The organism is Microbacterium sp. LB12 (assembly GCF_037150835.1).
Taxonomy (GTDB): Bacteria; Actinomycetota; Actinomycetes; order Actinomycetales; family Microbacteriaceae; genus Microbacterium.
The window spans coordinates 308475-334049 of record NZ_JBBCPF010000002.1 but is presented as its reverse complement, the minus strand read 5'-3'; the positions used below and the strand labels follow the sequence as shown (position 1 = coordinate 334049).

The 25575-nt window shown below is 68.2% G+C and carries 23 protein-coding genes; 13 read left to right on the top strand and 10 right to left on the bottom strand.

What is annotated here, in order from left to right:
• The first annotated feature begins 104 nt into the window (after positions 1-104).
• The 4 genes from WFM69_RS06035 to WFM69_RS06020 all read left to right on the top strand — a co-directional run bounded on the left by WFM69_RS06035 (position 105) and on the right by WFM69_RS06020 (position 3963).
• Complete coding sequence (locus tag WFM69_RS06035; RefSeq protein WP_337002691.1) at positions 105-1118, top strand: ADP-ribosylglycohydrolase family protein; 1014 nt, start codon at positions 105-107, stop codon at positions 1116-1118.
• Positions 1108-2130 carry an ADP-ribosylglycohydrolase family protein gene (locus WFM69_RS06030; protein WP_337002689.1) on the top strand — a complete coding sequence of 341 codons (1023 nt, stop codon included), beginning with the start codon at positions 1108-1110 and terminating at the stop codon, positions 2128-2130. The genes WFM69_RS06035 and WFM69_RS06030 overlap by 11 nt, the downstream gene beginning before the upstream one ends.
• 186 nt (positions 2131-2316) lie before the next feature.
• The gene (locus WFM69_RS06025; protein WP_337002687.1) at positions 2317-3078 is read left to right on the top strand and encodes a hypothetical protein; all 762 of its coding nucleotides are present in this window, start codon (positions 2317-2319) and stop codon (positions 3076-3078) included.
• Between the two features lie 33 nt (positions 3079-3111).
• Complete coding sequence (locus tag WFM69_RS06020; protein WP_337002685.1) at positions 3112-3963, top strand: hypothetical protein; 852 nt, start codon at positions 3112-3114, stop codon at positions 3961-3963.
• Between the two features lie 78 nt (positions 3964-4041).
• Here WFM69_RS06020 and WFM69_RS06015 read toward each other — a convergent pair whose 3' ends face one another.
• Complete coding sequence (locus WFM69_RS06015; protein WP_337002683.1) at positions 4042-5523, bottom strand: APC family permease; 1482 nt, start codon at positions 5521-5523, stop codon at positions 4042-4044.
• Between the two features lie 22 nt (positions 5524-5545).
• Positions 5546-6826, bottom strand: coding sequence for a metal-dependent hydrolase family protein (locus tag WFM69_RS06010; protein ID WP_337002681.1), 1281 nt, complete (start codon positions 6824-6826; stop codon positions 5546-5548).
• A gap of 206 nt (positions 6827-7032) precedes the next feature.
• On the opposite strand from WFM69_RS06010, the gene WFM69_RS06005 reads away from it, so the two are divergent.
• Positions 7033-7524, top strand: a complete 492-nt coding sequence (locus WFM69_RS06005; protein ID WP_337002679.1) for an Lrp/AsnC family transcriptional regulator — start codon at positions 7033-7035, stop codon at positions 7522-7524.
• A gap of 22 nt (positions 7525-7546) precedes the next feature.
• On the opposite strand, the gene WFM69_RS06000 is transcribed toward WFM69_RS06005, so the two are convergent.
• From WFM69_RS06000 to WFM69_RS05990, 3 genes are all read right to left on the bottom strand, one after another.
• Positions 7547-8392 (bottom strand): transposase, encoded by an 846-nt coding sequence (locus WFM69_RS06000; RefSeq protein ID WP_337002677.1) that lies wholly within the window; start codon positions 8390-8392, stop codon positions 7547-7549.
• Between the two features lie 31 nt (positions 8393-8423).
• Positions 8424-9752 (bottom strand): peptidoglycan DD-metalloendopeptidase family protein, encoded by a 1329-nt coding sequence (locus WFM69_RS05995; RefSeq protein ID WP_337002675.1) that lies wholly within the window; start codon positions 9750-9752, stop codon positions 8424-8426.
• Between the two features lie 107 nt (positions 9753-9859).
• The gene (locus WFM69_RS05990) at positions 9860-10123 is read right to left on the bottom strand and encodes a hypothetical protein (protein ID WP_337002673.1); all 264 of its coding nucleotides are present in this window, start codon (positions 10121-10123) and stop codon (positions 9860-9862) included.
• Between the two features lie 158 nt (positions 10124-10281).
• Here WFM69_RS05990 and WFM69_RS05985 point away from each other — a divergent pair, with 158 nt between their 5' ends.
• Both WFM69_RS05985 and WFM69_RS05980 read left to right on the top strand, forming a co-directional pair.
• Positions 10282-10806, top strand: a complete 525-nt coding sequence (locus WFM69_RS05985) for a hypothetical protein (protein ID WP_337002671.1) — start codon at positions 10282-10284, stop codon at positions 10804-10806.
• A 221-nt stretch (positions 10807-11027) separates the two neighbouring features.
• Positions 11028-12416 (top strand): cell division initiation protein, encoded by a 1389-nt coding sequence (locus tag WFM69_RS05980; RefSeq protein WP_337002669.1) that lies wholly within the window; start codon positions 11028-11030, stop codon positions 12414-12416.
• A gap of 75 nt (positions 12417-12491) precedes the next feature.
• Here the strand turns inward: WFM69_RS05980 and WFM69_RS05975 are convergent, their stop codons facing one another.
• The 4 genes from WFM69_RS05975 to WFM69_RS05960 form a co-directional block, all read right to left on the bottom strand.
• Positions 12492-13607, bottom strand: a complete 1116-nt coding sequence (locus WFM69_RS05975) for a fatty acid desaturase family protein (protein WP_337003046.1) — start codon at positions 13605-13607, stop codon at positions 12492-12494.
• Between the two features lie 164 nt (positions 13608-13771).
• Positions 13772-14056, bottom strand: a complete 285-nt coding sequence (locus WFM69_RS05970; RefSeq protein WP_337002667.1) for a hypothetical protein — start codon at positions 14054-14056, stop codon at positions 13772-13774.
• Positions 14057-14255: 199 nt separating this feature from the next.
• A complete protein-coding gene (locus WFM69_RS05965; RefSeq protein WP_337002664.1) occupies positions 14256-15212 on the bottom strand; it encodes an intradiol ring-cleavage dioxygenase in 957 nt (318 codons plus the stop codon).
• Positions 15213-15288: 76 nt separating this feature from the next.
• Complete coding sequence (locus WFM69_RS05960; protein WP_442928401.1) at positions 15289-16428, bottom strand: low temperature requirement protein A; 1140 nt, start codon at positions 16426-16428, stop codon at positions 15289-15291.
• Between the two features lie 339 nt (positions 16429-16767).
• Here WFM69_RS05960 and WFM69_RS05955 point away from each other — a divergent pair, with 339 nt between their 5' ends.
• Positions 16768-18294 (top strand): sugar transferase, encoded by a 1527-nt coding sequence (locus WFM69_RS05955; RefSeq protein WP_337002660.1) that lies wholly within the window; start codon positions 16768-16770, stop codon positions 18292-18294.
• A 4-nt stretch (positions 18295-18298) separates the two neighbouring features.
• Positions 18299-19465, top strand: coding sequence for a glycosyltransferase (locus WFM69_RS05950; protein WP_337002658.1), 1167 nt, complete (start codon positions 18299-18301; stop codon positions 19463-19465).
• A 22-nt stretch (positions 19466-19487) separates the two neighbouring features.
• Here WFM69_RS05950 and WFM69_RS05945 read toward each other — a convergent pair whose 3' ends face one another.
• Positions 19488-20081 carry an arsenate reductase/protein-tyrosine-phosphatase family protein gene (locus WFM69_RS05945; RefSeq protein WP_337002656.1) on the bottom strand — a complete coding sequence of 198 codons (594 nt, stop codon included), beginning with the start codon at positions 20079-20081 and terminating at the stop codon, positions 19488-19490.
• A 140-nt stretch (positions 20082-20221) separates the two neighbouring features.
• Between WFM69_RS05945 and WFM69_RS05940 the strand changes: the two genes are divergently transcribed.
• The 4 genes from WFM69_RS05940 to WFM69_RS05925 all read left to right on the top strand — a co-directional run bounded on the left by WFM69_RS05940 (position 20222) and on the right by WFM69_RS05925 (position 25502).
• Complete coding sequence (locus tag WFM69_RS05940) at positions 20222-21385, top strand: glycosyltransferase (RefSeq protein ID WP_337002654.1); 1164 nt, start codon at positions 20222-20224, stop codon at positions 21383-21385.
• Positions 21386-21460: 75 nt separating this feature from the next.
• The gene (locus tag WFM69_RS05935) at positions 21461-22972 is read left to right on the top strand and encodes a polysaccharide biosynthesis tyrosine autokinase (protein WP_337002652.1); all 1512 of its coding nucleotides are present in this window, start codon (positions 21461-21463) and stop codon (positions 22970-22972) included.
• Positions 22969-24291 carry a lipopolysaccharide biosynthesis protein gene (locus WFM69_RS05930; RefSeq protein WP_337002650.1) on the top strand — a complete coding sequence of 441 codons (1323 nt, stop codon included), beginning with the start codon at positions 22969-22971 and terminating at the stop codon, positions 24289-24291. The genes WFM69_RS05935 and WFM69_RS05930 overlap by 4 nt, the downstream gene beginning before the upstream one ends.
• Complete coding sequence (locus WFM69_RS05925) at positions 24288-25502, top strand: hypothetical protein (RefSeq protein ID WP_337002648.1); 1215 nt, start codon at positions 24288-24290, stop codon at positions 25500-25502. The genes WFM69_RS05930 and WFM69_RS05925 overlap by 4 nt, the downstream gene beginning before the upstream one ends.
• The last annotated feature ends 73 nt before the right edge of the window (positions 25503-25575 follow it).

Here is a 25575-nt window from a genome sequence, read left to right as displayed (position 1 = left end):
CGATTCATTCGGAGATGTCAAAACTTTCTTGAGAATCGCGTGAACGACGCCAGACATCGGTCCCCTATAGTGGCATCCATGAACGCAAAACGATTTGGCTTCGCGTGAGCCGCGATCGCGCGCGCGGCGCGCTGGTCGGCCTGGCCATCGGCGATGCGATGGGCGCCCCCACCGAGGGCATGACCATCCAGCAGATCCACGAGGAGTTCGGACGCGTCGCCACTCTCGCCCCCGACGCGGCAGGCACCGATGACACCGAGTACGCGGTGCTCACCGCGACGGCGATCCTCGAACACGGCAGCGAGCTCACCCCGGAGAAGGTCGCGGCCGTCTGGACCGAGGCCGTCGCCGAGCAGCGCGGCGGTTTCTACGGCGCAGGCTTCAGCGAGATGGTCGCGATCGCGAACCTCGCGCACGGGGTGAACCCGCCGGCATCCGGCACCCGCAACTACGAGCGCTGGAGCGACGGCGCGGCGATGCGCGTCGCCCCCATCGGCATCTTCGCCCACGGTGACACCGCCGAAGCCCGACGACTGGCACGGATCGATGCCCGCGTCAGCCACGCCGACGACGGGATCCACGCCGCCGAGGCCATCGCCGCCGGGGTCGCCACCGCGCTCGTCACCGACTCGTACCAGGAGGTGCGCGACGCCATCGTCTCCGCCCTCCCCGCCGACTCCTGGACCGCCCGCCTCGTGCAGCGCGCCCTGCGGATCGGCGCCTCGCACGCGTCGGCGGAGGACGCGATGTCCGAGCTCTACGAGGAGATCTCGCTGTTCCACTACCCCTGGGCCGACGCGGCTCCGGAAGCGGTCGCCCTCGCCCTGGGACTCTTCGAAGCAGCGCGCGGCGACTTCCAGGATGCCCTCATCGCCTCGGTCAACATCGGCCGCGACTCCGACACGATCGCGGCGATCAACGGCGCACTGACCGGCGCGATGTGCGGCTTCGACGCGTTCCCGGACGAGTGGACCGGGCAGGTGCTGCAGGTGCACGGTCGCTGCATCGTCGCCACCGCCGGCACCGACCTCCTCGATCTCGCCGACCGGCTGCACGAGGCATCGCTCGCCGCCGGTCACGCGCGACGCTCCGACGAAGGGCTCCTCGATGTCTCCTGATCGCCTCGATCGCGCGCACGGCGCGCTGCTCGGTCTCGCCGTTGGTGACGCGATCGGTCTGCCCGCCGATTACCACCGCACCGTGCGGTCGCCGTGGGTCCGCTCCCGGATGTGGCTGGGATCGGCCGAGCTCGACCGCGCCCAGGTGGCGAAGCCGCTCATCCCCTTCGACGCCACGACGGTCGACGGCTCCCGGCTCGTCCCGACCGACGACACCGAGGCGGCCGTGCTCGCCGCGCGCGCCGTGCTGACGGCGGATCCGGCCGACCCTGACGCGCTGTTCGCGCAGTGGCGTCGCCATGCCCTCGCCGACGACGTCTGGACCGGCATCGCCGAGCGCTCGGCGATCGTGAACACGCAGCGCGGCGAAGTGCCTCCGGTCACCGGCAGCGACAACCCCGCCGACGCCTCCGACAGCGCGGTACCGTCCGGCGTCGTCTTCGGCCTCCTGCACGCCGGAGACCCCCGCTCTGCTGCCCGGCTCGCGGCACAATGGGCATCGATCACCCACGCTCGAGACGGGGTGTGGGCGACGGCGGCCATGGCCGTCGCGGTTGCCGAACTCGCCGCCGGCCGCACCGTCGACGAAGCACTCGACCTCGCGGTTCAGGAGGCGCCGGATGACTCCTGGCTCGCCGCCGGCTTCCGCACCGCCGACGGGCTCGGCCCGATCGACGTGTTCCGCGACCTGCCCCGCATCCTCGCGGCGCTCAGCCCCCGGCTGTACAGCCAGTCGGGCACGGCCGCCGAGACGCTCCCGTTGGCGTTCCTGCTCGTGCGGGCAACCCTCGGGCGCGCTGAGGTGGCCCTGCCGCTCGCGGCCCTGTTCGCCCGCGAATCCGACAGCGTGCCCGCCTTCGTCGGAGCCCTGTGCGGAGCCGCATCCGGGACCGCCGGCTTCGGCTCGCACCTGTCCGACACGCTCGACCACGTCGAGGGGCTGTTCTACCCGTCCCTCCGCGGAGAGTCCCTGTCCGACCTGGCGACGGAGCTCGTTTCCCGCCAGGCGTGAGCCGGTCCGGGTGCCGTGGACTCCCCCTCGTCCACGGCGCCCGGGCTGTTCGTCGTGTTGCCGCTCCGCACTACCTGTCCAATTTACTGAACAACGAGGGTATCTGTTCATTGTTCTGGACAGAACGTAAAAGTGTCCAGTAAAATGGACGCACATGAGTCGGATGAGCCGAAGCGAGGTGCGCACATGGCCGGCATGACGTTGCGCCACGCTGTCGAGCGGATGCCGTACAGCAAGTCGGAGCTCGCCCGTCGAGCCGACGTCTCACGGACGACCGCCCTCGCCGCCACCGCAGACCCCTACCGATCCCGCGTCGACACCCTCCGTGAACTCGCTCTCGCGCTCGGCTACGACATCTCGATAGAACTCGATCGAGCGAGCGATCCGCTCGCCGCCGCCGCCGCACGCGTCATGCTGGGAGAAGAGTTCGTGCGAGACGGGCTCGACGGGCGCGAGCTCGACGCCTGGATCGCACGCCTACGACGCTACGTCGACGAGGATGCACACGGTGACGCCGACATCCCGTTGGTCGACCTCGTCGCAGAAGCTGCCAGACTCTCCGGAGCACATCACCGCCCCGGGCGCGTCATGTTCAGCGGGCGCAATGACGCCGATCGCCTCGTCGCCGCAGGACACGCATCCGAGGCGGAGTGGGCGCTTTCCGGGGCGGCCACACTCGAGGCGCTCGGAGCCGAGCCCGGGAAGACGACCGTGTTCTGGACCGAAGACGTCACCCGGGTCGCGGGACTCCTCACCGCGACCCACCGGCAGGTCCGGGTCCACACAGCTGCCGACGTGATCGTCGCACCGGCGCATGTCAGCGTGTTCGCCGGGGCGACCACGTTCGACGACGTCAACCTGGTGACCCCGCTGCAGGGCATCATCGATGCGTTCGCGGCCGGCGGTCCGGATCGGCGGATCGCAGAGGCGATCGCGAAGGACTGGTGAACGATGAACGCCGACCACTCAAGGGAAGAGCCGGTGCCCGCGCCCCGGGGGCCTTCGTACATCCGTCGACCGTCGATGGGCAGTCGAGGGCGCAGCGACGCAGCCGATTCCCCCGACGACGGGCTCACGTCCCCTGAGCGTCTCCAGCTTCTCGGCATCGACTGGGACTGGTCCGGAATCGACCTCGCGGCGATCGGCGGCAGCGAGGGAAGCTCGTCACCGGAGCGTGCACTGGCGAGGTTCCGCGCCAACCTCCCGGTCATCATCTGGGATGCTGCGCGGCTCGAGGGGAACAACTTCACCCTCCCGGAGGTGCAGACGCTCCTGGACGGAGTCACTGTCGAGGGGAAAAAGGTCGAGGATCAGGATCAGATCCTTGCCCTCAACGCTGCCTACAACGAGCTCGATCGTCTCGTCAGCAGCGGCACGTTCTCTCTCACCAAGAAGACATCCGACACCCTGCATGGTCTGGTCGCCCGCTCGGAGGCCATCGAATCGGGGAGCTTCCGCGGCGAGGGCTCGGTGCACGGCGGCGGATCCGTCCGCCTGGCCTCCGGCGGCGTCGTCGACGGGAGAGAGCACGGCGAAGGCGGCGCACTCCTGATCGCGGCCTTCGACGACCTCGTGGACTACATCGGCGGCGTCGAGGACCCTCGTCGGAAGGCGCTCGTGTACGCCGCGGCAGCGACCCGGCATCAGTTCTACTTCGACGGGAACAAGCGCACAGCCAAACTGATGGCATCCGGCGCGCTCATGTCGGCGGGGTTCGATGCGATCTCCGTGCCTTACGCCCGCCTCTACGAGCAGAATGTCTCGCTCGACCGCCTGTTCGAGACGAACGACGCGACCTCGTACATGCGCCTGCTCGCCGACTGCGCCCGCTGACGAGAACGGGCCCGGCATCTCCGCGAGGAGCACCGGACCCGTTCGACAGAGGATCTACTCGAACCGGAGTGACCGCGGTCAGGCCTCGGCGTCCACGTCCACCGTGTTGAGCGCGGCATAGCGTTCAGGGCGACGCGACCTGAGCACCAGCGCGATCGCGATCCCCGCGACGAGCGCGAGCGGGATCGGCACCAGCAGGAGGACGTTCACGAACGGCTCCGCTGCGGTCAGCAGTTCGAGCTGGGAGACACTCAACGCCACGAAGACGAACAGACCGATCGCCGCCAGAACGGGGGCCACGATCACCCGCCACATGCTGTGGCCATGCCGGTCGCGGAGGAAGAAGGCCACGACGGCGATGGCGGCGATGCCTTCCAGCAGCAGGATGCCGAGCACTCCCGGCGCCGCCGACCACAGGAACACCACGAGGTAGGGGTCGGCGCCGGCGAGCGCAGCGAAGCCCAGCACGACCACGCAGATCGCGATCTGCAGCGCCACGCCGCCGACCGGTGAGCCGTGTGCGCGGCTGATCTTCGCGATGCTCCGCGGCAGGATGCCCTCGCGGGCGAGCGTGAAGTGGTACCGCGACGCCGCGTTGTGGAAGGCGAGCGCCGCGGCAAAAGCACTCGTGCAGAGCAGGAGCTGCGAGAAGTCGGACAACCAGGGGCCGACGAACTGCTCCATCGACGCGAACGTCAGCAGCGCGACGTCATCGCTCGCCGCCGCATCCAATGCACCCTGCGTGCCGTATGCGGCGAAGATGCACCACACCGAGAACGTGTAGAAGACACCCAGGAACGCGATCGCGATGTACGTGGCACGCGGGACCGTGCGCTTCGGGTCCTTGACCTCCTCCGCGTAGATCGCAGTGGCCTCGAAGCCGATGAACCCTCCGGCTGTCAGCACGAGCATCGCTCCGAAGCCGGGGTCGGCCATCACCGCGGGGTTGAAGATCGCGACCGTCTCGCCGATGTCACCGCTGCCACCCTGACCCAGCATGAACGCCTCGTAGATCACGAGGACCGCGACCTCCAGCGCGAGCGCGATGCCCAGCACCTTCGCTCCGAGCGTGACCTTGAAGTAGCCGAGCAGTGCGATACCGATCACAGCGACCGCGGCGAGGATCACCCAGTTCACGCTCAGTCCGAACAGTGAGGCGAGCATGTTCTGGGCGTACACCGCGAAACCGGCGATCAGGCAGATCGCCATGGCGTTGTACGACACCACGGCGAGGAGCGCGGACCCTACCCCGAACGGCTTGCCGATGCCGTGGGTGATGTACGAATAGAAGGCTCCCGCATTCTTGATCCTCGGGCTCATCGCGGTGAAGCCGACCGCGAAGAGGATCAGGACGACCGCGGGCACGAGGTAGCCGTACGCCGCCGATTCGCCGCCCGTGCGGATCGCGAGAGGCACGACTCCTGCGACCACCGTGAGCGGGGCCGCGGCGGCGACCACGAAGAACACGAGGTCGGCGGTGCCGAGGCCCGCGCGGCGGAGGGTCCGGGGCTCGGACGGCGGTGTGGTGGCGCGGGATGCTGAAGGGGCTGTCGGGGTCATCATCGTCCTCGGGTTCGGCGCGTCAGCGGGTGGGTGAACGGTGCGGGGTCGGGGTGAGCTCGTCCTGCCAGAGCTGTGCGCCGCGGCGAACATACCGCAGACGGTCCTGGGCGAGGGAGCGGATGTCGTCCAGCGGGTCTCCGTCGACGACCAGGAAGTCGGCGGCCTTCCCGACTTCGAGGGAACCGGTCAGGTGGTCCACGCGCAGCGCTCTGGCCCCGTTGAGGGTGGCGGCGACGATCGCGTCCGCTGCCGGCATGCCGGTGTCCACCATGGTGTGTACCTCGGAGAGGGTCGAGGCGCCGTAGGGCACGTCGATACTGGAGAAGCTGTCGCTGCCGACGGCGATCGTGACTCCGGCGAGGCGGGAGGCCGTGAAGTTGTCCGCGACGCGGTTCTTCTCCTTCTCCACCAGGGTGTCACCGCGGTAGTTCTCGAGACCTTCGCGCGGGGGCGGCGGATACTCGTCGAACCACGGCCCGAGGAACAGCTGCAGCGTGGGGACGTGGATGACTCCGTTCTCGACCATCATCCGACGGCACTCGTCGTCGAGCTCCTCGCCGTGTTCGAGTGTGGCGACGCCGGCGCGCAGGCAGTCCTTCGCGGCGGCGAGCGATTCAGCGTGCGCGAGCACCGGGATCTTCACCATCGCCGCTTCACGGACCACCATGCAGAGTTCCTCGAAATCGTAGTGCTGGTCGGTCTCCAGCTCCTTGTCCCACATCCCGCCGCCGGTCGCCCAGATCTTGACCGCGTCCGCGCCCATGCGATTGAGCAACCGGACCGACTTGCGCAGTTCCTCCGGGCCGTCCGCGAGCATGGCCCACGGGTGGCTGCGCTGGATCATGTCGCAGGGCAGGTTGTGTGCGTCTCCGTGCCCACCGGTACGTGAGAGTCCCGGCCCGCACGCCACGATGCGGGGCCCTTCCATGTGCCCGTTGTTGACGGCCCATTTGAGGCGGAGCCCGTTGCGTGAGATGTCGCGGATCGTGGTCACACCGTGCTCCATGAGCGCACGCATCTGCTGCCCGGAGAGGATGGCCTGGCGCAGGTCGTCCTCGACGACCCAGGTCGTGTAGTTCGGGGAGGAGGCTCCGCCGAGATGGGTATGGCAGTCGATGAGGCCCGGCATCACAGTCATGTCGCCAGCGTCGACGAGTTCGGCATCGGCCGGGGTGATCACGCTGTCGCGCGGCCCGACCGCCTCGATGGTGCCGTCACGCACGATCATCGTCGCGTCATCGATCACCTGTCCCGTGCCGTCGAGCAGACGCCCGGCCTGCACAACCGTGATTTTGCTCATCACGAACTCCTTGAACCGCTGTTTTCGTCGTTAAATGTGAATCTGAACATGAATATAACGGAACGACCGACGTTGCGCAACGATTATTGAAGCCTCGCGTCCTCGAAGCCGTCAAATTGACAGTTGCAGCGGTTCTCCGCGACGAGAATGACGGTTTCGCGTACGCTGACTGCGGGCCGACACGCAGCAGGAGAGGAACCCGCACGATGCGATCCGGAGAATTCCACGGGCTGGTCCCGGCACAGCTGGACGAACTCGACCGCAAGCTCGTCCGCCTGCTGCAAGAAGACGGACGCCGTTCCGTGACCGAGATGGCCGGCGCCGTCGGCCTCTCCCACGCCGCCGTCCGACAGCGCATCCAGCGACTCCTCAACGAACGAGTCGTGACGATCGGGGCGATGACGCACCCGCAGACCCACGGCTACTCGCAGTCCGCCCTCATCGGCGTGCGCGTGGACCACCGCGTGCATGAGGTGAGTGACGCGATCTCGGCGATCGACGAGGTGTACTACCTGGTGACGACCACCGGCCACTACGACCTCATGGCCGAGCTGATGGCCACCGACAACGAGCACCTGTTGGATCTCGTCATGTCGATCCGTGCGATCCCCGGCGTGACCGAGACGGAGACCATCAGCTTCGTCGACACCGTGAAGTGGATCTACCGCCCCGACTTCGCGAGTCGCGACGGCGACTGAGCCTGCGAGCCCCGGCGTCGCGCTACAGCGCCTCCAGGCTCGTCCGCGCCGACGCCGCCTCCTTCGCCGCGCTCTCGGCACGCGCCGCCGCATCGGCACGACTCTGCTCCACGGCGGGAAGCTCCTTCTCGACACGGCCGATCCCCGCCCGCACCTGCGCGAGCTGGGTCTCGAGTTCGGCTGCTCGCCCGCTGAGCTCCTGCATCCGCGCCCTCAGCGTCTGCAGCGCGGCCTCCTGTGTCCGCAGCTCCCGCTCGGCCGATGCCAGCTCCTTGTCGGCCACGGCGACCCGACGCTCCGCCTCTCGCCGCGTCCTGCGCTCCTGCAGGTCGTCCGTCGGCGGTGCTGCCGCGGGTACTCGCTCCGGCACGGCACCGGCCACGGATTCGGCGATGTCGCTCATGGTCGACGCGGGGGTGAGCGCGCGCACCAGCCGCCCGGAGGCGACGGCGGCCGCGGCGGCGGGGTCGAAGAACGCGGCGGAGATGCTCTGCTCCACGGCTTCGAGTGTCGCCGAGGTGATGCGCTCGCCACGAGAGGCCGCGAGGTCGGCCGCCGTCTCGGCGAGGCGCCTGGTGAGCACGCGGCGCTCTCGTCCGAGCGCGGCGAGCGCCGGGGCATCCAGATCGTCCTGCGCCTCACGCAGCTCCCGCGCCAGTTGCAGCGCCTCGCCCAACTGCTTCGCCCGTTCCTGCGCGAACACGTTCACCACCCACGCCGCGATCGACGGCTTGCGCAGAGCCTTCACCGCGGCGGCGAGGGTGGGGTCGGACACCTCGTCGGCCCTGGCTCGACGAGAAGAGACGAAGTCGTCTTGCGGTCCGGCATACAGCGCGGCGGCGATCTCCTCGAGCGTCGGATCGGCCATGCGCCCACGATACGCGCCCGAGAAGGCGGCGCTACTCGAGAGCGAGGTGCTCGCCCCAGTCTGCTCCGATTCGCGTGTTCTGTCCGAACGTCCCGTTGCCCAGGCCAGGATAGAAATAGAGTTCCCCCGCGGGGGTCCGCCCGAGCAGGTCGGCGCGACCGTCACCGTTATAGTCCACGCCGCCGGTCACGGAGGTGAACTCGAGCCAGCCGCCGCCCACGCGTCGCCACTGCCCGAGCCCATAGGCGAAACCGGGGTAGAAGTAGAGGTCGCCGTCATCATTGACCGCCATCAGGTCCCCCCGGCCGTCGTTGTCGAAATCGCCACCGATCAGATGGTGGAATCCGCCCCAACCCCCCGCGCCGAGCGTCAGATGCGAGTTCCCGAATCCGCCGGAGCCATTGCCTTGGTAGATGGTCAGGAAGCCCGCAGACGAGACGCCGATCACGTCCTGCTTTCCATCACCTGTGTAGTCGGCTCCGGAAGTCACGTGCAGCAGCTCGTACCACCCGCTCCCCGCTGTGACCGCGGGGGCGAACCCGCCGGCGCCGTTGCCCGCGAAGAACTCGAGGATGCCGTCGGTGCGAGCAACGAGGATGTCAGCCTTGCCGTCGCCGTTGAAGTCCGTATGCGTGATGTGACGCCTCGCGTTCCCCCACCCGCTGAAGACGGTCGTCGAAGACGGGAAGGTGCCGCTCCCCGAGCCCGGGCGGAGGCGCAGGTCGCCGTTTCCGGCCACGACAAGCAGATCTGCTTTCCCGTCCCCGGTGTAGTCGGCGGTGGGGATCGACGGCCCCGGCCCCGTGCCGAGCCCGGGGAAGAAGAGCGGGATGGGGTTGCCGCGCACCACGTTCGAGAGGCAGGTGAACCCGCCGTTGATCGCGGCGTACACCGCACCGTTGAGCCGCACCTCGAAATGCAGGTGGTAGGCCGGCGAGTTCCCGGTGTTGCCGATCACGCCGATCTGCTGTCCGCGGGTCACGCGCGTGCCGGGTGCGTAGATCCCCGGCGATGCCATGTGCGCATACCGGGTGACGTAACCTCCGGTGTGTTCGATGTCGGTGTAGTTGCCGTAACCGCTGTTCACGGTCCGCGACTTCACCACCCCGTCGTACGCGGCGAGGATCGGCGCTCCCGAGGGGGCCGAGATGTCGATGCCGTCGTGTGCACGGTAGTTTCCGACGCAGCCGTCGCCGACCTTCGATTGGATGTTGCCCGATGCGGGAACCACCATCTGGCCATCGGTCGCAGCCGTTGCCGACAGTGGCGCCGACCACGAGGGCGCGAGCGCTCCGATCGCGACGGCGAGCACCACGGCGATCCCGATGCGAGCGAGTCGCGGACGGGAGGGTCCCTTCATCTCGAAGTTTCTCTCTAGCTCGTCGGCCCCAGGGACACGATGCCCACCGCGGTCACCGTATCAGTGGTCCGCCTCCGGCCCGGCGAACGACGCCGCGCGGTGGTGCTTCAGATCATGTCGAACTCGCCGCCGAAAGGCGCTGTGTCGTCACCGAGGTCGCGAGCGTCGGACTCGACGGGCTCGACCGAGATCATGACGTGGGTCGCCGGCGACACGAGAACGCTCACGGCACGGTTGCCCACCACGACGAACTCGACGAACTCGCCGCCGGCGTGCGCCGCACCCTCGATGCGACGCTTCAGGTCTTCGTCATCCTGCCCTTGTTCCAGGAGGAATCCGACGTCGTTGAACACGACTCTGGTCCGTGACATCGTCTGCGTCCCGCCCTCCACTGCTCTCTCCTTCCGTCGCCGCGTTGCGCTGACGGTAGCCCGCGGGGTTGCCGACGAAGAAGGGGATTGCGCGACAACGCGAGAAGAGGCAGGGCCACCCTCCGAAGGGCAGGAACGGATCCCACTACGCTGTGGCCGTGGACATTCTCCTGTACGTGCTGCTCGGTCTGCTGATCGTCGCGCTGATCGTCACCGGGCAGCTGCTGCGGAGCCGGGTGAGCAGGCAGGGGACGGCGGCGGGAAACCGCGCAGGGCGGAGATTCGAGGCCGCGCAGCTCGTGAAGACCCTCGACGAGTTCGGCACGACCCTCGTCATTCACGCCCCCGAGGCCATGGCACGTGACATCGTGGCCTCGGCGACGGAAACGAAGCAGAAGGAGTTCACGGTGCGTGGCGACGGCGGCTACGGGATCCGCTTCGTCGAACCCGATGACACGGTCATCCGTCTGGTGACCGATCCGGAGGGCATGCGGATGCAGGTCGAGACGTTCCGCGAGTACATGGGCGTCCCGCAGACGGCGCCGTTGTGGACCGATCTGCGGTCGCGGGTCGCGACGGTCGCCGGCGCTCGGAGCGTGGCGGTCACGGAGGGCGCGCGGATCGAGTATCTCCGTGGGGAACTCCTCGACGACCGGAACGCCCGCTGGGCACGCGACGCCTGATCCCCGTGCGGCGCGCCGATCGTCGCGAGCGCACCGAAATCCGGGCACGCAACTCTCAGCCGACGCAACTAGGCTGGAGGGCGCGCCTCGCCCGCCGGGTCTCTGCCGGGTCACGGTGGTGGCGTGAGCCCTGACGACCTCCTCCTCCGGTCCACACGATCCCGTCCATCGGGATGGAGCCGCCGCTCCGCGTGTGACCACGCCAGAAAGGCACGAACCTCATGAGCGAACCATCTGGAACCACTGACCGCGACGGCGAGCGCTCGCCGGACTTCTTCGACCAGCTGATCGAGACCGCTCCCCGCGATCAGCAGGGGGCGTTCACGATCGGTTTCCGCGGCTACGACAAGGGCGAGGTCGACTCGGCGCTCGCGGCTCTGCGCAACCAGCTCAAGCAGGCGGCGGCGGATGTCGCCGAGGCGCAGGCGCGCGAAGAGGATGCGGTCGAGGCTGTCCGCAACGAGGAGCGCGCCGCCCGCGAGGCGCTGGAGAGCGAGCTCGCCGCCGCGAACGCCAAGGCGTCCGACGCCGAGCAGCAGGTCGCCACGCTCACCTCTGAGCTCGTCGACGCCCCGCAGCCCGACGGCGAGGAGGCGCCGTCGCGCCAGCAGTTCGAGGCGATCCTGCGGGTCGCCGAGGAGCAGGCGAACGTCCTCATCCAGAACGCCGCCGTGCAGGCCGACCGCCTCATGACGTCGGCCCGCGAGGAGGTCACGGCGCAGCGCGCTGAGGCCGCTGCGGACGCCGAGCGGATCACCGACCAGGCGCAGCGCGATGCCGACCAGGTGCGCCTGAAGATGGACACCGAGTACACGGCGCACGAGGCGCGCATCGAGCGCGAGGCCGCACACGCCGCCGAGAAGGTCAACCAGGCCGCCCAGGAGGCCACCGCGATCCGCACGGAGGCGGAGAAGGGGGCCGCCGCCCTCCGCTCGCTCGTCACCCGGGAGACCACCCAGCTGCGCGCCGACGCCGAGCGCGAGGTGCGCGACATGAATGCGCGCGTGCTGGAGTTCGAGGAGACCCTCACCCGCAGGCAGGACGACGCGCAGCAGGAGTTCCTCGTGCTGCACAACCAGGCTGTCGCGCACGCCGAGCGCATCACCACCGACGCGAACGAGCAGGTCGCCGCGTCGCTCGAGCACGCCCAGCGCATCTCGGCACGGGCCGAGGACTACGAGCGCCTCACCCGTTCGCAGGCGCAGGCCATCGAGGCCGACGCGCAGGTGCGTGCCCGGGAGATCCTCGAGCGCGCTCGTGCGAAGTCGCAGAAGATCGTCGACTCCGTCACCGGACACACCACGGCCGTGCTCCACGACGCGGAGGACCGCACGCGGCAGCTGCGGTGGCAGCAGCAGCAGCTGTCGAGCTTCATGGCTGAGGTGCGCGAGCTGATCCGCCCCGACGGCATCTTCTCGGACGACGCGCTGCCCGCCGAGATCGCCGGCATCGACGCGACCGCCCCGGCAACGGCCGAGGCTATCGTGGACGAGACTCCGGACGAGACGTTCCTCGGCGACGAGGTGCTCGAAGACGAACTCGACGACGACCGACCGCTCGAGAAGATCACGATCGACGTGGTCGAGACGAAGAAGAAGTCCAACAAGTAGTACCGACGACAGAGGCGCGAGCAGGGATTCCTGCTCGCGCCTCCGTCATGTCCGGGCCCTGCCCGTGTGGTGCTGCTACGCCCGCCCGAACCGTGCGGCCGCGGGGCAGTCGAACGGGTCGGCACCGGCGGAGAGTCCGACCCGATTGAGGTACTCGATCACGATCAGGTACGACCGCCCGAGGCTGGTCTCCGTGTACGGCACGTCGTTCGCCGCACAGTAGTCGCGCACGACGTCACGCGCCTTCGACAGGTGCAGGCGCGGCATGCTCGGGAACAGGTGGTGCTCCACCTGGTAGTTGAGGCCGCCCATGAGCCACGTCGCCCACCAGCCGCCGCGGATGTTGCGCGAGGTGCGCACCTGCTTGGTGAAGAAGTCGAGGCGCGCGCTCGGGTCGATGATCGGCATGCCCTTGTGGTTCGGGGCGAACGAGGCGCCCATGTAGACGCCGAACACGGCCAGCTGCACGCCGAGGAACGCGAACGCCATCCCGAGCGGGAGCATCAGGAAGATCGGGGTGAGGAGGAGGGCGAACCGCAGTGCGATGATGCCCAACTCGATCCAGCGTCCCTTGACGTTGCGCTTCGTCGTGAGGTGCTTGATGCCGAGGTAGTGCAGATTGAGCCCCTCGAGCGTCAGCAGGGGGAAGAAGAGCCACCCCTGCTGGCGGGTGATCAGGCGGATCAGGCCCTTGGACTTCGCGGCGTCCTCGTCGAGGAACGAAATCGTGTCGACCTCGATGTCGGGGTCCTTGCCGACCTGGTTCGGGTTGCCATGGTGCTTGGTGTGCTTGGAGTCCCACCACGAGTAGCTCATGCCGATGCTGCCGGCGAGGATGCGGGCGAGACGGAAGTTCGCCGGCCCGGAGGAGAGGATCTGACGGTGCGCCGCCTCGTGAGCGAGGAAGGCGATCTGCGTGAACACGATGCCGAGCCCCGCGGCGATGAGCAGCTGGAACCAACTGTCGCCGAGGAGGATGAATCCTGTGATCAGGCCGCCGAGGGCGACGACGATGCCGGCCGCGACGAAGCCGTAGAACCACTGGGCGCGCTGGAGCAGGCCCATCTCTTTGATGACCTGCGAGACCTGCTTGTAGGCCTGAGCCATCGGGGGGAACTCCGCGTTGCCGGAGTAGGTCTGGCGAATCGGCCCCAGCGTTGCTGCGGTCGGTTCGATCTGTGCGGTGGAGATGGTCGTCTCCTGACGATCGGAGCCCGTGAGCTGTGAAAGCCCAAGGCGACTGCCCAACGCTTACCTCACGGTAGCCCGAGCCCCATGCGCTTCAGGGAATACTTCGGCAACCCCTGGCGACCTCTCAGCGAGGCGGACCGAACGCCGGAGTGTCGGCGCCGCGCTCAGGCGCGGGCCCGCCGAGCGCGACGACGCCAGGCGCGGGGCAGCATCCGGGCGAAGCCGGGGTCGCTCGGGGCGGGCTCGTGCCCGTCTTCGAGCGCGCGGAAGGCCTCGTCGAGGGAGTCGAATGCGCCGAGCTCCGCGCCGTGGTTGTCGCGCACGAGGTGCGCGGTGCCGTCGAACTCGACGAACCCGGCGAATTCGCCGGCGCGCGTCGCGACGTGCACATCGGTGTCGGCCTGCTTCCAGGTCAACGGATCGGAGGGGGGAAGGGTGGTGGTGCTCATGGTGATGCTCATTGCTGTGTGGCGGGCGCGCACAGGCGCTCCGCAGATCGTGAGATCGAGGGCGGATTCCGCACGCATCGATGTGCGCGGTCCGTGATGGCCCTGATCAGTGGCGACGTGGCGGCCGAGAGGGGCGATGCACACACGTTGCATGTTCAGGATAGCAGAGCGCGCTCGCGGACTCGAACCCACCCTCCCCTCACCCCGCCGGCTGCCCGCCGCCTCCGGGGCCTCCTTGTCCGCCGGGCGCGCTCCCCGCTGCGGGCGTCGTCGTCGTGTCGACGCCGACCACGAGGGTGGCTGCATACCCGGCCGACACGTCCCCGGTGACGGTGGCGACCTGAAGCGCGCCGGAGTCGTCACCGAAGACGTTGTCGCTCGCGAGCGTGATCCTGGCGAGGTTCGCCGCGGACCCCGAGTACGTCGATTCGGCGTATACGGAGGTGCATGCTTCTTCGGGTAGCGCGAGCTGCGACGTCGCGATCGCTGACGTCGAGTCGGTGATCGACGCGACATCCGGGTAGACCTCGAAGTGGATGTGCGGCCACCGTCCCGAGTAGCAGCCGGGGAAGATCGAGGTGAACGACACCGTGCCATCGGCATCGGCGACCTGCACGCCGCGCAGGTAGGTGACGTCTTCCAAGCCCGAGGAGTACATCGAGTACTCCCCCTGCGCGGTGCAGTGCCAGGCGTACACGGCGACACCGGCGAAGGGCACGCCTCCGCCGGCGATGTCGATGATCTTCAGCGTGAAGGTGAGCGGCACTCCGTCGGCCGTCGCCCCGCCGTCGATCGACGAGCGGATGTCGCGGCGCACGATCCCGGAGTTGTCGAGCACATCGGGGCCGTTCGACCCGTCGCCCGGGTACGGTCCTGCAGTCTCGTCAGGGATCTCCGTCACCGCGGTGGTGTCACCGCTGGCGATCGCCGCCGGTGTGGGCGTGCTCGACGTTCCGCCCGAGGCGACAGGAGCGCAGGCCGCGAGGACCACGGCCCCCAGGCCGAGACCGGCGAGACCGAGCACGCCGCGCCTGCTCATCAGCGTGCGGATGTCGAAGGCAGCCCCCTGATCGACCACCTCTTCATCCGCGCGGTCGAGCAGGCGCCCCTCGTAGGCCGGCCCCTCGGGCGTCTGGGTGGGTTCGGGAATGCTCATGATCGGCTCCTCTCGGTGGACGACGGGTGTACGCCACCAGAGTCGCTGAGCATCCGATCAGCAGCCTTTGCCTGCCCTATGCCTTGTCTATGGCTCGCGGCGTGGGCGGACGGAGCACCAGCACCACCACGATGCCGACGAGGATCAGCGCCGTGAGCGTCACCGGGATCGGGAGGACCGGATCCAACAGCACCAGCAGCGCACCGATCGGCAGGACGGTGTTCACGACGCGGTCCGCGTTCTCACGGATCGCGATCCACCAGATGCCGAGCAGGAAGATCGCGATCGGGATGGTGACCGTGAACGACGCCGCCACGTTGGACAGGTGGCTCTCCCCGGTGAGCACGTCGAGCTCGACCTCGATGCCCGCCGAGAACGCGGCGGCGGCGGCGAAGACGAAGTAGTGGGTGTAGCCGTAGCGCAGGGACCGGCCGAACGTCGTGATCGCTCGGTGATGCGGCGGCCAGAAGTAGATCCACCAGAGCGACGCCGTGACCAGGAGCGTGAGCACGGCGATCGCGATCAATGGCCCGAGGCTCTCCACCTTCTCGAGTGCGTCGATGATCGCGTTCGCGGATGCGAGCAGGCTCTCGCCCAGCACGATCAGCGTGAACAGTCCGTAGCGCTCGGTGATGTGATGCGGGTGCCAGGGTGTCTGCCTGCGGTGCTCGGCGAACACGGGCACCGCGATCTCGATGAGAGCGAACACCACGAACGCGATCAGCTGGAACGGCCCGGTGGGGATGAGGAGGAAGAGGATCCACAGCACCTGCACGGCCGCGATGCCGAACGCGTAGCGACGGGTGGCGGAGCGCAGCGGGCCGGCCGACCGCGATGCCCGCAGCCACTGCGCCACCATGGCGACGCGCATCACGACGTAGCCGAGCACGGGGATCGTGAAGTCGCCCTCGTTGAACGCGCGCGGGACGCCCGCGGCGAACACCAGCACACCGCCCATCTGCACGAAGGTCGTGACGCGGTAGAGCCAGTCGTCGGTGTCGAACGAGGTCGCGAACCACGTGAAGTTCATCCACGCCCACCAGATCGCGAAGAAGACCATCGCATAGGAGGTGATGCCGTGGACGAAGTCGCCGTGGCTCAGCGCATGGTGCAGCTGGGCCGACGCGATGCTCACCGCGACCACGAAGACGAGGTCGAAGAAGAGCTCGAGGGTGCTCGCCGTGCGGTGCGGTTGGTCCGGATCACGCGGCCTCATCGAGTGCAGTCGGAAGCGCGGGGCGTCGGTGTTGGCGGTCACGGCGAAAGGATAGCCGCCGGCCTCGACACGGATTCATCCATTCGTCAGAAATACCTTCCTATGAGGGTCAAGTTCCGCTACAGTGAAGGAAGTCTGCAGTGCCTGCTGTCAGCGATCGCCGTGTGGGACGGCGAAAACGCACTCCGTGATGTGGGAATCACGAAGGGTTTCAGCAGGACCCGAGGGGTCGGGATGCAGACGATGCCGTGAACGTGGGGTTCACGGTCTGGGGAATCTGGGGAATCAAATGACGCACTGGGGATATCTGCGTACATTCACGGCTCAAGGGGCCTCGGCATGACTTCCGTCGAGGATGCCCTGAGCATCACTCGCACGGCTTTCGTGCCGGTCGCGGCCCCGCGCGCCACCAAGTCGGTGACGCGCACGGTGGTCACGCCGCGCGCTTCGGCGACGCTCGAGAGGCGCCGCCAGTGGGAGCGCCGCTATCGGATGCAGCTGCGGATCACGGATGCTGCAGTCATCCTGTTCGCGGTCGGTCTGACGGCGATGGTCCAACTGGCGACCGGTGTCTCCGGGTTCGAGGTCCTGCGCGACGGCATCCCCCTCGCCGCCCTGTGGTACCTCATGCTCAGTGCGCTGCACACGCGGGACGCCGCGTTGTTCCGCGCGAGTGCCACCGAGTACCGCGGCGTCGCACACGCCAGCGGACTCGCCTTCGGGATCATCGCCATCGTGGCGGTGCTGCTCGCATGGAAGTCGATGCAACTGATGCTGCTGCTGGGGCTGCCCCTCGGTGTGCTGACGCTTCTCGTGACCCGGTGGATGTGGCGCCATTGGCTGCAGACGCAGCGCTCCCAGGGGAGGTTCGCCTCCCGCACCCTCGTCGTCGGCAACAGGGACGACGTGGAGTACGTGGTCCGGACTCTGCACCCCATCGGTGCCTCCGGCTACCAGGTGGTGGGCGCGACGCTCCTCGACGGCAATGCGCGCGACATCGAGATCGACGACACGAGGTTCCCGGTTCTGGGGAACGTGAACTCCGTGTCGTCGGTCGCCGCCGAGGTCGGAGCCGACACGATCATCGTGGCGAGCCGCCCCGAGGGCGAGCCCGAGTTCGTGAAGCAGCTGAGCTGGCAGCTCGAGGGGACCGCTGCCGAGCTCGTGCTGTCGAGCAGGCTCACCGACGTGGCCGGTCCGCGCATCTCCTTCGCCCCCGTCGAAGGACTGCCGCTGATCCAGGTGCAGATCCCGACCTACGAGGGCGGCCAGCACCTGCTCAAGCGTGCGCTCGATGTCGCGGTCGCCACGCTGGCGCTGATCCCGATCGCACTGCTGGCTCCCGTGCTGGCGCTGTTCATCAAGCTCGACTCACCCGGTCCGGTGTTCTTCTTCCAGGAGCGTGTCGGCCGCGACGGCCGCCGCTTCAAGATGGTGAAGTTCCGCTCCATGAAGACCGATGCCGAGCAGCAGCTCGCCACGCTCAAGGCGCAGAACGAAGGCGCCGGCCTCCTGTTCAAGATGAAGGACGATCCGCGCGTCACCCGTGTCGGCAGGATCCTGCGCAAGCTCTCCTTCGACGAGCTGCCGCAGTTCTGGAACGTCCTCATCGGCGACATGAGCGTCGTGGGCCCGCGTCCGCCGCTGCCCAGCGAGGTCACCGCCTACGACGGCACCGTTTTCCGTCGCCTCTACATCAAGCCCGGCATCACCGGTCTGTGGCAGGTGTCCGGCCGCAGCGACCTGTCGTGGGACGAGAGCGTGCGCCTCGATCTGCGCTACGTCGAGAACTGGTCCGTGATGAACGACCTGCAGATCATGTGGCGCACCGCGAAGGTCATGGTGCGACCCAGCGGGGCATACTGATCGGATGAGCAATTCGAGCCCCCTCACCATCGCGATGGTGGGGACCCGAGGAGTGCCCGCCGCATACGGCGGATTCGAGACGGCGATCGAGGAAGTCGGTCGCCGTCTCGCCGAGCGGGGCCACGACGTCGTCGTGTACACCCGCGGTTCGGAGCGGCGCGAGAAGGAGTACCTCGGCATGCGGGTCGTACACCTTCCCGCGGTCCCCGTGAAGCAGGTGGAGACGCTCAGCCACACCGGGCTCTCGGCTCTGCATCTCATGTTCCGCCGCCGACCCGACGCGACCTTCGTGTTCAACGCAGCGAACTCCCCGTTCCTGCCCCTGCTCCGCTTTCGTCGCGCGCCCGTCGCTCTCCACATGGACGGACTCGAGTGGCGACGATCGAAGTGGGGCCCGCGCGGCAAGGCCTACTACCGCTGGGCCGAGCAGTTCGGCGTTCGCACGGCCGATGCCCTGATCGCGGACGCACCGGGAATCGCGGATTACTACCGACACCAGTTCGACGTCCCTACCGAGCTCATCCGCTACGGCGCACCGATCCTGGACGACCTGCCGGAGCGCAGCGTCGGGGAGATGGGGCTGACACCGGCCGGATATCACCTGGTGGTCGCGCGCTTCGAGCCGGAGAACCACGTGCTCGAGATCGTGCAGGGGTACCGGGCGAGCGACGCGAAGCTCCCCCTCGTCGTGGTGGGCTCCGCCCCGTACAGCAGCGAGTACACGCAGCGCATCCACGACGCCGCGTCCGGCGACGAGCGAATCCGTCTGGTAGGCGGCGTCTACGACCAGGACCTCCTCGATGCCCTCTACGCGAACGCGCTCGCCTACGCCCACGGCCACTCTGTCGGGGGAACGAACCCGTCGCTGCTGCGTGCCATGGGAGCCGGCACCGCGGTCATCGCGTTCGATGTGCCGTTCAACCGGGAAGTGCTCGACGACAGCGGATGGTTCTTCCAGGATCCGGAGGGCGCCGCGCGCGCGTTCGAAGAGGCCGAAGCCGATGCCGGTCGCACCCAAGAGCTCGGCACCGACGCACGCGACCGCGCCAGAGCGATGTTCCGGTGGGAAGACGTCGCCGACGCCTACGAAGACCTGGCGCGACGGGTCGCGCAGGGGCACAGCGTGCACCGTGCCGCGCGGAAAGCGCGTCGGCGCGCGGAGGACTGGTGATCGGCGGACCACTCTCGGCGGATCAGACCGAACTGGAGAGATCCCGTCGCAGCCGCGCGGCGAGCAGACGCGCATCCGCGTCGGCGGCCAACAGCCCGTTGCGATGCGGCTTGGGCCCGAGCCTGTGCACGTCGACCACGTCCAGCGGGCGATCCACCGGGCGAATCCACGGGAATCCGCGCCGCGGTCGTAGATCGAGCGTCCCCCGGCGTGAGGCCAGCGCCGCCGCATACTCTGCGAGGGATGTCGCCGCGATCGGCTGCTCACCGAGCAACAGCGCTTCCCGCAGCGTGAACGTGCGCGAGCGGGCCTTCGGACTCAGCTGCACGATCAGCGAACGCTCTTCGAGCGAGGCAGCGATGACCAGGCCTGCCGCCTCGACATCGTCCACCTCGAGTCGATGGGACACGTGGTGGGCAGCCTCCGGCTCGATCGCGACGACGTATCGGCAGGCCGAGTGCCTCGTCGATGCCTGGGTACCCGCCGAGCCGGTCACCCACTCGACGGCGCCGGTCTCCGGCAAGCCGTGGGAGTGCAGCGCATCGTCGAAGGCGGCGGCCATCAACGGAGAACGGCAGACGTTCTGCTCGCACACGAACAACACGCTCTCAGTCATACCGAATCCCATCCCCGCACTCGTCGTGACGCCCCAGCGCCGGCCGTTTCCGCACGACCACCTCGACACGGTAAGAATGATCTCACACGCCGCCGATCTGCTCTCCGGCGGATCTGATCACGAAGGAATCGGGGATTCTCGTGCTCGTCCTCATCGTCCATCCCGGCGCTGAACTCTACGGCGCCGATCGAGTGACGCTCGAGTCGGCGGCAGGTCTCGTCTCCGCCGGACACGAGGTGGTCGCCGTGCTGCCCGAGCGCGGGCCTCTGGTGACCGCTCTGGAGGATCGAGGTGTACGAGTGGTCGTGAGCGCGATGTTCGTGCTCCGCAAACAGCTGCTGAAGCCCCGCAACTGGCTGAAGCTGCTCGCCTCCGCATTCAGCGGCCTCACCGCTTCCTGGCAGCTGATCTCCCACCACCGGCCCGACGCCGCCTACGTGAGCACCGTGATCCTGCCGCAGTGGCCGATGCTGCTGCGCCTTCGCGGCGTGCCGACCGTCACACATGTGCACGAAGCCGAGGCCGACTCGCCGTGGGCGCTGCGCGCCTTCCTCTACGCTCCGCAACTCTGGGCACACCGGGTGATCGCGAACAGCCGGTTCACCGCGGAGCTCATGCGCCGCTCACTCCCGGCGCTCTCCCGCAAGACCACCGTCGTCCTGAACCCGATCCCCGGTCCCGCCGCGGCCCCACCCCCGCGAGCGCGACTCGACAGCATCCGCATCGGATACGTCGGCCGCCTCTCCCCTCGCAAGGGTCCGGACGTGGTGGTCTCAGCCCTCGCCCTGCTGCGCGACCGCGGACGCACGGTCCGGCTGGATGTCGTCGGTGACGTGTTCCGCGGCTACGAGTGGTACGCCGCGGAGTTGGCGACCACGATCGCCGCAGAGGGGCTCGGCGATGCGGTGACGCTGCACGGGTACGACGCGGACGTCTGGCCGCACCTCGCCGCGTGCGATCTGATGGTGGTCCCTTCCCGCACCGACGAGTCGTTCGGCAACACCGCCGTCGAAGCGATCCTCGCCGAGCGTCCCGTGATCGTGAGCGATCTGGCAGGTCTCCGCGAGGCCGTCGCAGGGTACCCGACGACGCGGATCGTCGCGGCAGGAGACCCCGGCGCCGTGGCCGATGCGGTGGAAGAACTCGTGGACGAGTGGCCCACCGTGGTCCAGCAGACGTCGGCCGCCGCGGCCACCGCGAACCTCCGGCATTCGCTCGACGGCTATCACCGGGTCGTCACGAAGACGGTGGAGCATGCTGCGGGAGCAACAGACTCAGGCTTCAAGGAGAATTCACGCCCCTGAACAGGGGAGAATAGTGCTCGGCACGAGCATCTCCGTTCAGGAGACGAATGCTCGTGCCGTTGGGGAGGGAAAGACATGACACTGCAGGACTATCTCGACGCCCTGCGGCGCCAGTGGATCGTCATCGTGGCACTCACGATCATCGGCGCGGGCGCGGCGTTCGGCTATGCACGGACACTTCCGCCGGAGTACAGCTCCACGGCGGCGGTCATGGTGATCCCGCAGCGCGGCGACAGCACCAACGAGCTGGTCCAGGGGTCGAGCTACGTGCAGAGCCTCGTGCAGACCTACGCCGTGCTGGCCTCCTCTCCCCTCGTGCTGACACCCGTGATCGAGGAACTCGACCTGGATGAGACGGCGACCCAGCTCGCGAAGCGCGTCACGGTCGTCAACACCCTCAACACCGTCGTGATCGAGATCTCCGTCGCCGACGAAGACCCCGAGCGCGCGCAGGAGACCGCCGCCGCGATCACCGACTCGCTCATCGCCGCCGTCGCACAGGTCTCGCCGAGCGACGCCGAGAACAACCCCGCGGTGCGTCTGGAGACGATCGCGCCCGCACGCATGCCGCAGGCCCCCATCGGCCCGAACACGCGACTCTACGCACTCATCGGCGCCGCGATCGGATTCGCCCTGAGCGTGGCCTACGCCCTGTTCCGCCGCGCGCTCGGCACCCGGATCACCGAGCGTGCGGACATCGCCGCAGTGACCGACGCCCCGGTCCTCGGCGAGATCGTCGCCTGGCGGCGAAACTACACGATCCTCTCAACGATGCTGCGCAGTCGTGACAGCCGCTCGGCGGAGTCGTTCCGCGCTCTCGCCGCCAACCTCAAGTACGTCGCCGTGGACCGCGATCTCCGCGTCGTCATGATGACCTCGTCGGCACCGCACGAGGGCAAGTCGTCTGTGAGCATCGGACTCGCCGCGGCCCTCGCCGAGTCGGGACACAGCGTCGTCGTGATCGACGCCGACCTGCGACGCTCGTCCGTGGCGACGCAGCTGCAGCTCGAAGGCGCTGTCGGAGTGACCTCGATCCTCGTCGGCGACGTCACCTTCGACGAGGCCGTCCAGCACTCCGAGTCGATGAACATCGACATCATCGCCGGTGGCGCCGCGGCCCCCAACCCCGGGCAGCTGATCACTTCGCACAAGCTCCGCGAGATCGTGGAGGAGGCGCGCGAACGCTACGAGTACGTCATCGTCGACAGCGCCCCCGCGCTGGTCGTCTCCGACGCCCTGTGGCTCGCGGACCTTGCCGACGGCGTGCTGGTCGTCGCCCGGTCCGGCCGCACCCGTCGCAAGCAGATCAACGCGGTGCTGGCGACCCTGAAGTCCACGCACAAGGATGTCGTCGGCGTCGTGCTCAACGCGGTCAAGCGCAACGAGCGCGGCCCCTACTACGTTCCGGAGACGCGTACGCAGAGGTGGTCGCGTCCCGGCGGACTCTCTACCCCGAACACAGCGGCGGCAACGGAGACGTCGGCACCGACGTCGAGTGCTGAGCCGACGAAGAAGTCGAAGAAGTCGAAGAAGTCTCGCCCGACGCCGACAGGGAAGACCGGCGCGACCGCCGCCGACGAAGAATGAGCGTCCTGTTCGCACTCGCAGCGAGGGCCATCTCGATGGCCATCTCCCTCGTCTGCGGCGTGCTGACCGTCCGCCTCATCCTCGGCGGCCCCGGGGTCGAGTACTACGCGCTCTACACACTCGTCGCCTCTCTTCCCGGACTCATCTCCTTCTCGGACCTCGGTTCGGGGGCGGTGCTCGTGAACAGCATCGCGGTGAGCGACGAGCCGCGCAAGGATCGCACGATCCGCGGCCAGCTCACGACCGTCGGCCGCATCATGGTCTGCTTCGCGGGCACCGGAATGGTCCTCAACGCGATCCTCTACCTCACGGGCGCATGGCGATCGATCCTCGGTGAGGCCGGAAGCATCCCCGGCGCCGATCTCGCCGCCTTCGTGTCACTGGCGATCTTCTGCCTGGGCATCCCCTTCGGCATCTGGCAGCGCGTGCTGCTCGGCCTGCACAAGAACCATTGGATCATCCTGATCCAGGCGGCGCAGGGCCCGCTCAACCTTCTGCTGGTGTGGCTGCTGGTGTCATTCGCCCCGCCGTCGGCCGGCACCTTCCTGGCGCTCACCTCGATGGTCTCGGGCATCGCGATCGCATTCGTCGGATTCGGGTTCGCCCTCGGCGCGCTGTCGCCCCTGCTCGGTCGCGCGATCCGCGACATCCCCCGCTTCCGTCGCGTCCCGGGCGTACGCGTCATGCATGTCGGCTGGCCGATGCTCGTGCAGCTCGTCTCGGCGCCCCTCTCGGTCGCACTGCTGCGCTACATCCTCGCCCAGTCCGGTTCGACGCACGACGTCGCGGAGTACGGAGCCGTGGGTCAGGTGTTCTTCGCCATCAACGGCGTCGTCGCTGCCGGCGGCCTCGCGCTCTGGCCGTTGTTCACCCGCTCCCGCTCGCGCGGAACCCTCACGCGAGGGCCCTATCTGATCGCCGCCTTGTTCGCCGCGGGAGCGGCCGTGATCTGCGCCATCGTCTGGGCTGTCTCACCGTGGCTGTTCGGATTCATCACCGACGGCACGATCGATGTCGCGGGCACCACCGTCCTCGCGTTCGGCCTCATGGTCGTCTGCCAGGCCGCGCTGTATCCCCTCGGGATGTTCCTGATGGACGAAGCCGGGATCCGCTTCCAGATGATCCCCGTCGCCCTCATGACGATCTCGACGATCGTGCTCGCGCTGCTCATCACACCGTCTCTCGGCGCTACCGGTCCCGTGCTCGCCAATGCGTTCTCGGTGTTCGTCTTCCAGATCGTGCCGTTCGCCATCTACACCGCACGGCATCGGGACCGTCTGATGGGCGCACCCCGGGATTCGGGAGATGCCCCGACATGAAGCTTCTCGCCGCCCTCGCCTGCGTCATCCTCGCGGCCCGCGTCACGGTCATCCAGGGCGTGACCGCGGGAATCATCCTCAGCATCCTCCTGTTGCCGGTGTGGGCCGTGGCGCTGTGGCGGCTGCGCGGCGGCTCGGCGATCATCACGCTCGGCGCTCTCTCGATCCTCAGCGGCATCGTCTTGACCGACTTCTTCGCGGGTGATCACCCGACCAACGACTCGATGCTGCAGCAGAACACACTGACCCTCGTCAGTCTGGTGGGTGGCATCGGGGTGCTCGTCTGGGTGCGCAGCATCCTGGGGTCGGCCGCCACAGCCCTCTGGTACGGCTTCGGCCTGCTGGCGGGGGTCATGACGCACGGGCTCGACATGGACAACGTGTGGAAGTTCAACCTGTCCGTCCCCGCCACGGTGATCCTGCTCGCGCTGTGCATGCTGGCCCGGAAGATCTGGCTCGAAGTCGCCGCCTTGCTGCTGCTCGCCGCATTCTCGGCGTTGAACGACTCTCGCTCGGCGGGCTCGATGCTTCTCGTGGCCGCAGCGCTGGTCCTCTGGCAGTCGCTGGGAGCGCGCCTCACGAAGAGCTCCACCACGGTCCGTACTCTCGCCGTCTTCGGCTTCGTCGCGGTCATCGGCTATGCGGCACTGCAGTCGTTCATCCTCGAGGGCTGGTTCGGGAAGGCGGCCGCCGTCCGTTCCGAGGCGCAGATCGCCCAGTCCGGCTCCCTCCTGCTCGGTGGACGCCCGGAGCTCGGCGCCTCGACCGAGCTCATCGCCGCCAATCCCTTCGGGCTCGGAGCGGGCACGCTGGCGAACGGCGTCGATCTGCTCATCGCGAAGACAGGGATGGCACGCCTCAACTACGACCCGAACAACGGCTACGTCGAGAAGTACATGTTCGGGAACGGGTTCGAGGTCCATTCGATGCTCGGCGACCTATGGATCAGATTCGGCATCTTCGGGGCGGCGCTGCTCGTCGTGATGCTCGTGGTCGTCGCCCTCGGCACGGCAGGGCAGGTCGCCAGGCGGCAGGCGAGCGGTCTGACGATCTTCCTCGCGATCCAGGTGTTCTGGGACTCGCTCTTCGCGCCCTTCTTCTCCACGTCCATCTCGACGCTGGTGCTGGCCGTCGCACTCGTGATGGTCCCGAAGAAGAAGCCCGCGAAGTCGTTCACCGCCAACCCGGACTTCGTCAGCTTCACCCGCTGACGTCGAACCACCCTTCTCTGTACGAGCCACCCCCGTATGAACGCGCGCAAAGGGGTGGCTCGGCACGATAAGG

Excerpts from the sequence above, each read along its gene's own strand:
- WFM69_RS06030 (WP_337002689.1), top strand. The coding sequence starts at position 1,108 with ATGTCTCCTGATCGCCTCGATCGCGCGCACGGCGCGCTGCTCGGTCTC.
- WFM69_RS06025 (WP_337002687.1), top strand. The coding sequence starts at position 2,317 with ATGGCCGGCATGACGTTGCGCCACGCTGTCGAGCGGATGCCGTACAGC.
- WFM69_RS06015 (WP_337002683.1), bottom strand. The coding sequence starts at position 5,523 with ATGACCCCGACAGCCCCTTCAGCATCCCGCGCCACCACACCGCCGTCC.
- WFM69_RS06010 (WP_337002681.1), bottom strand. The coding sequence starts at position 6,826 with ATGAGCAAAATCACGGTTGTGCAGGCCGGGCGTCTGCTCGACGGCACG.
- WFM69_RS06005 (WP_337002679.1), top strand. The coding sequence starts at position 7,033 with ATGCGATCCGGAGAATTCCACGGGCTGGTCCCGGCACAGCTGGACGAA.
- WFM69_RS06000 (WP_337002677.1), bottom strand. The coding sequence starts at position 8,392 with ATGGCCGATCCGACGCTCGAGGAGATCGCCGCCGCGCTGTATGCCGGA.
- WFM69_RS05995 (WP_337002675.1), bottom strand. The coding sequence starts at position 9,752 with ATGAAGGGACCCTCCCGTCCGCGACTCGCTCGCATCGGGATCGCCGTG.
- WFM69_RS05990 (WP_337002673.1), bottom strand. The coding sequence starts at position 10,123 with ATGTCACGGACCAGAGTCGTGTTCAACGACGTCGGATTCCTCCTGGAA.
- WFM69_RS05980 (WP_337002669.1), top strand. The coding sequence starts at position 11,028 with ATGAGCGAACCATCTGGAACCACTGACCGCGACGGCGAGCGCTCGCCG.
- WFM69_RS05970 (WP_337002667.1), bottom strand. The coding sequence starts at position 14,056 with ATGAGCACCACCACCCTTCCCCCCTCCGATCCGTTGACCTGGAAGCAG.
- WFM69_RS05965 (WP_337002664.1), bottom strand. The coding sequence starts at position 15,212 with ATGAGCATTCCCGAACCCACCCAGACGCCCGAGGGGCCGGCCTACGAG.
- WFM69_RS05960 (WP_442928401.1), bottom strand. The coding sequence starts at position 16,428 with ATGAGGCCGCGTGATCCGGACCAACCGCACCGCACGGCGAGCACCCTC.
- WFM69_RS05955 (WP_337002660.1), top strand. The coding sequence starts at position 16,768 with ATGACTTCCGTCGAGGATGCCCTGAGCATCACTCGCACGGCTTTCGTG.
- WFM69_RS05950 (WP_337002658.1), top strand. The coding sequence starts at position 18,299 with ATGAGCAATTCGAGCCCCCTCACCATCGCGATGGTGGGGACCCGAGGA.
- WFM69_RS05945 (WP_337002656.1), bottom strand. The coding sequence starts at position 20,081 with ATGACTGAGAGCGTGTTGTTCGTGTGCGAGCAGAACGTCTGCCGTTCT.
- WFM69_RS05935 (WP_337002652.1), top strand. The coding sequence starts at position 21,461 with ATGACACTGCAGGACTATCTCGACGCCCTGCGGCGCCAGTGGATCGTC.
- WFM69_RS05930 (WP_337002650.1), top strand. The coding sequence starts at position 22,969 with ATGAGCGTCCTGTTCGCACTCGCAGCGAGGGCCATCTCGATGGCCATC.
- WFM69_RS05925 (WP_337002648.1), top strand. The coding sequence starts at position 24,288 with ATGAAGCTTCTCGCCGCCCTCGCCTGCGTCATCCTCGCGGCCCGCGTC.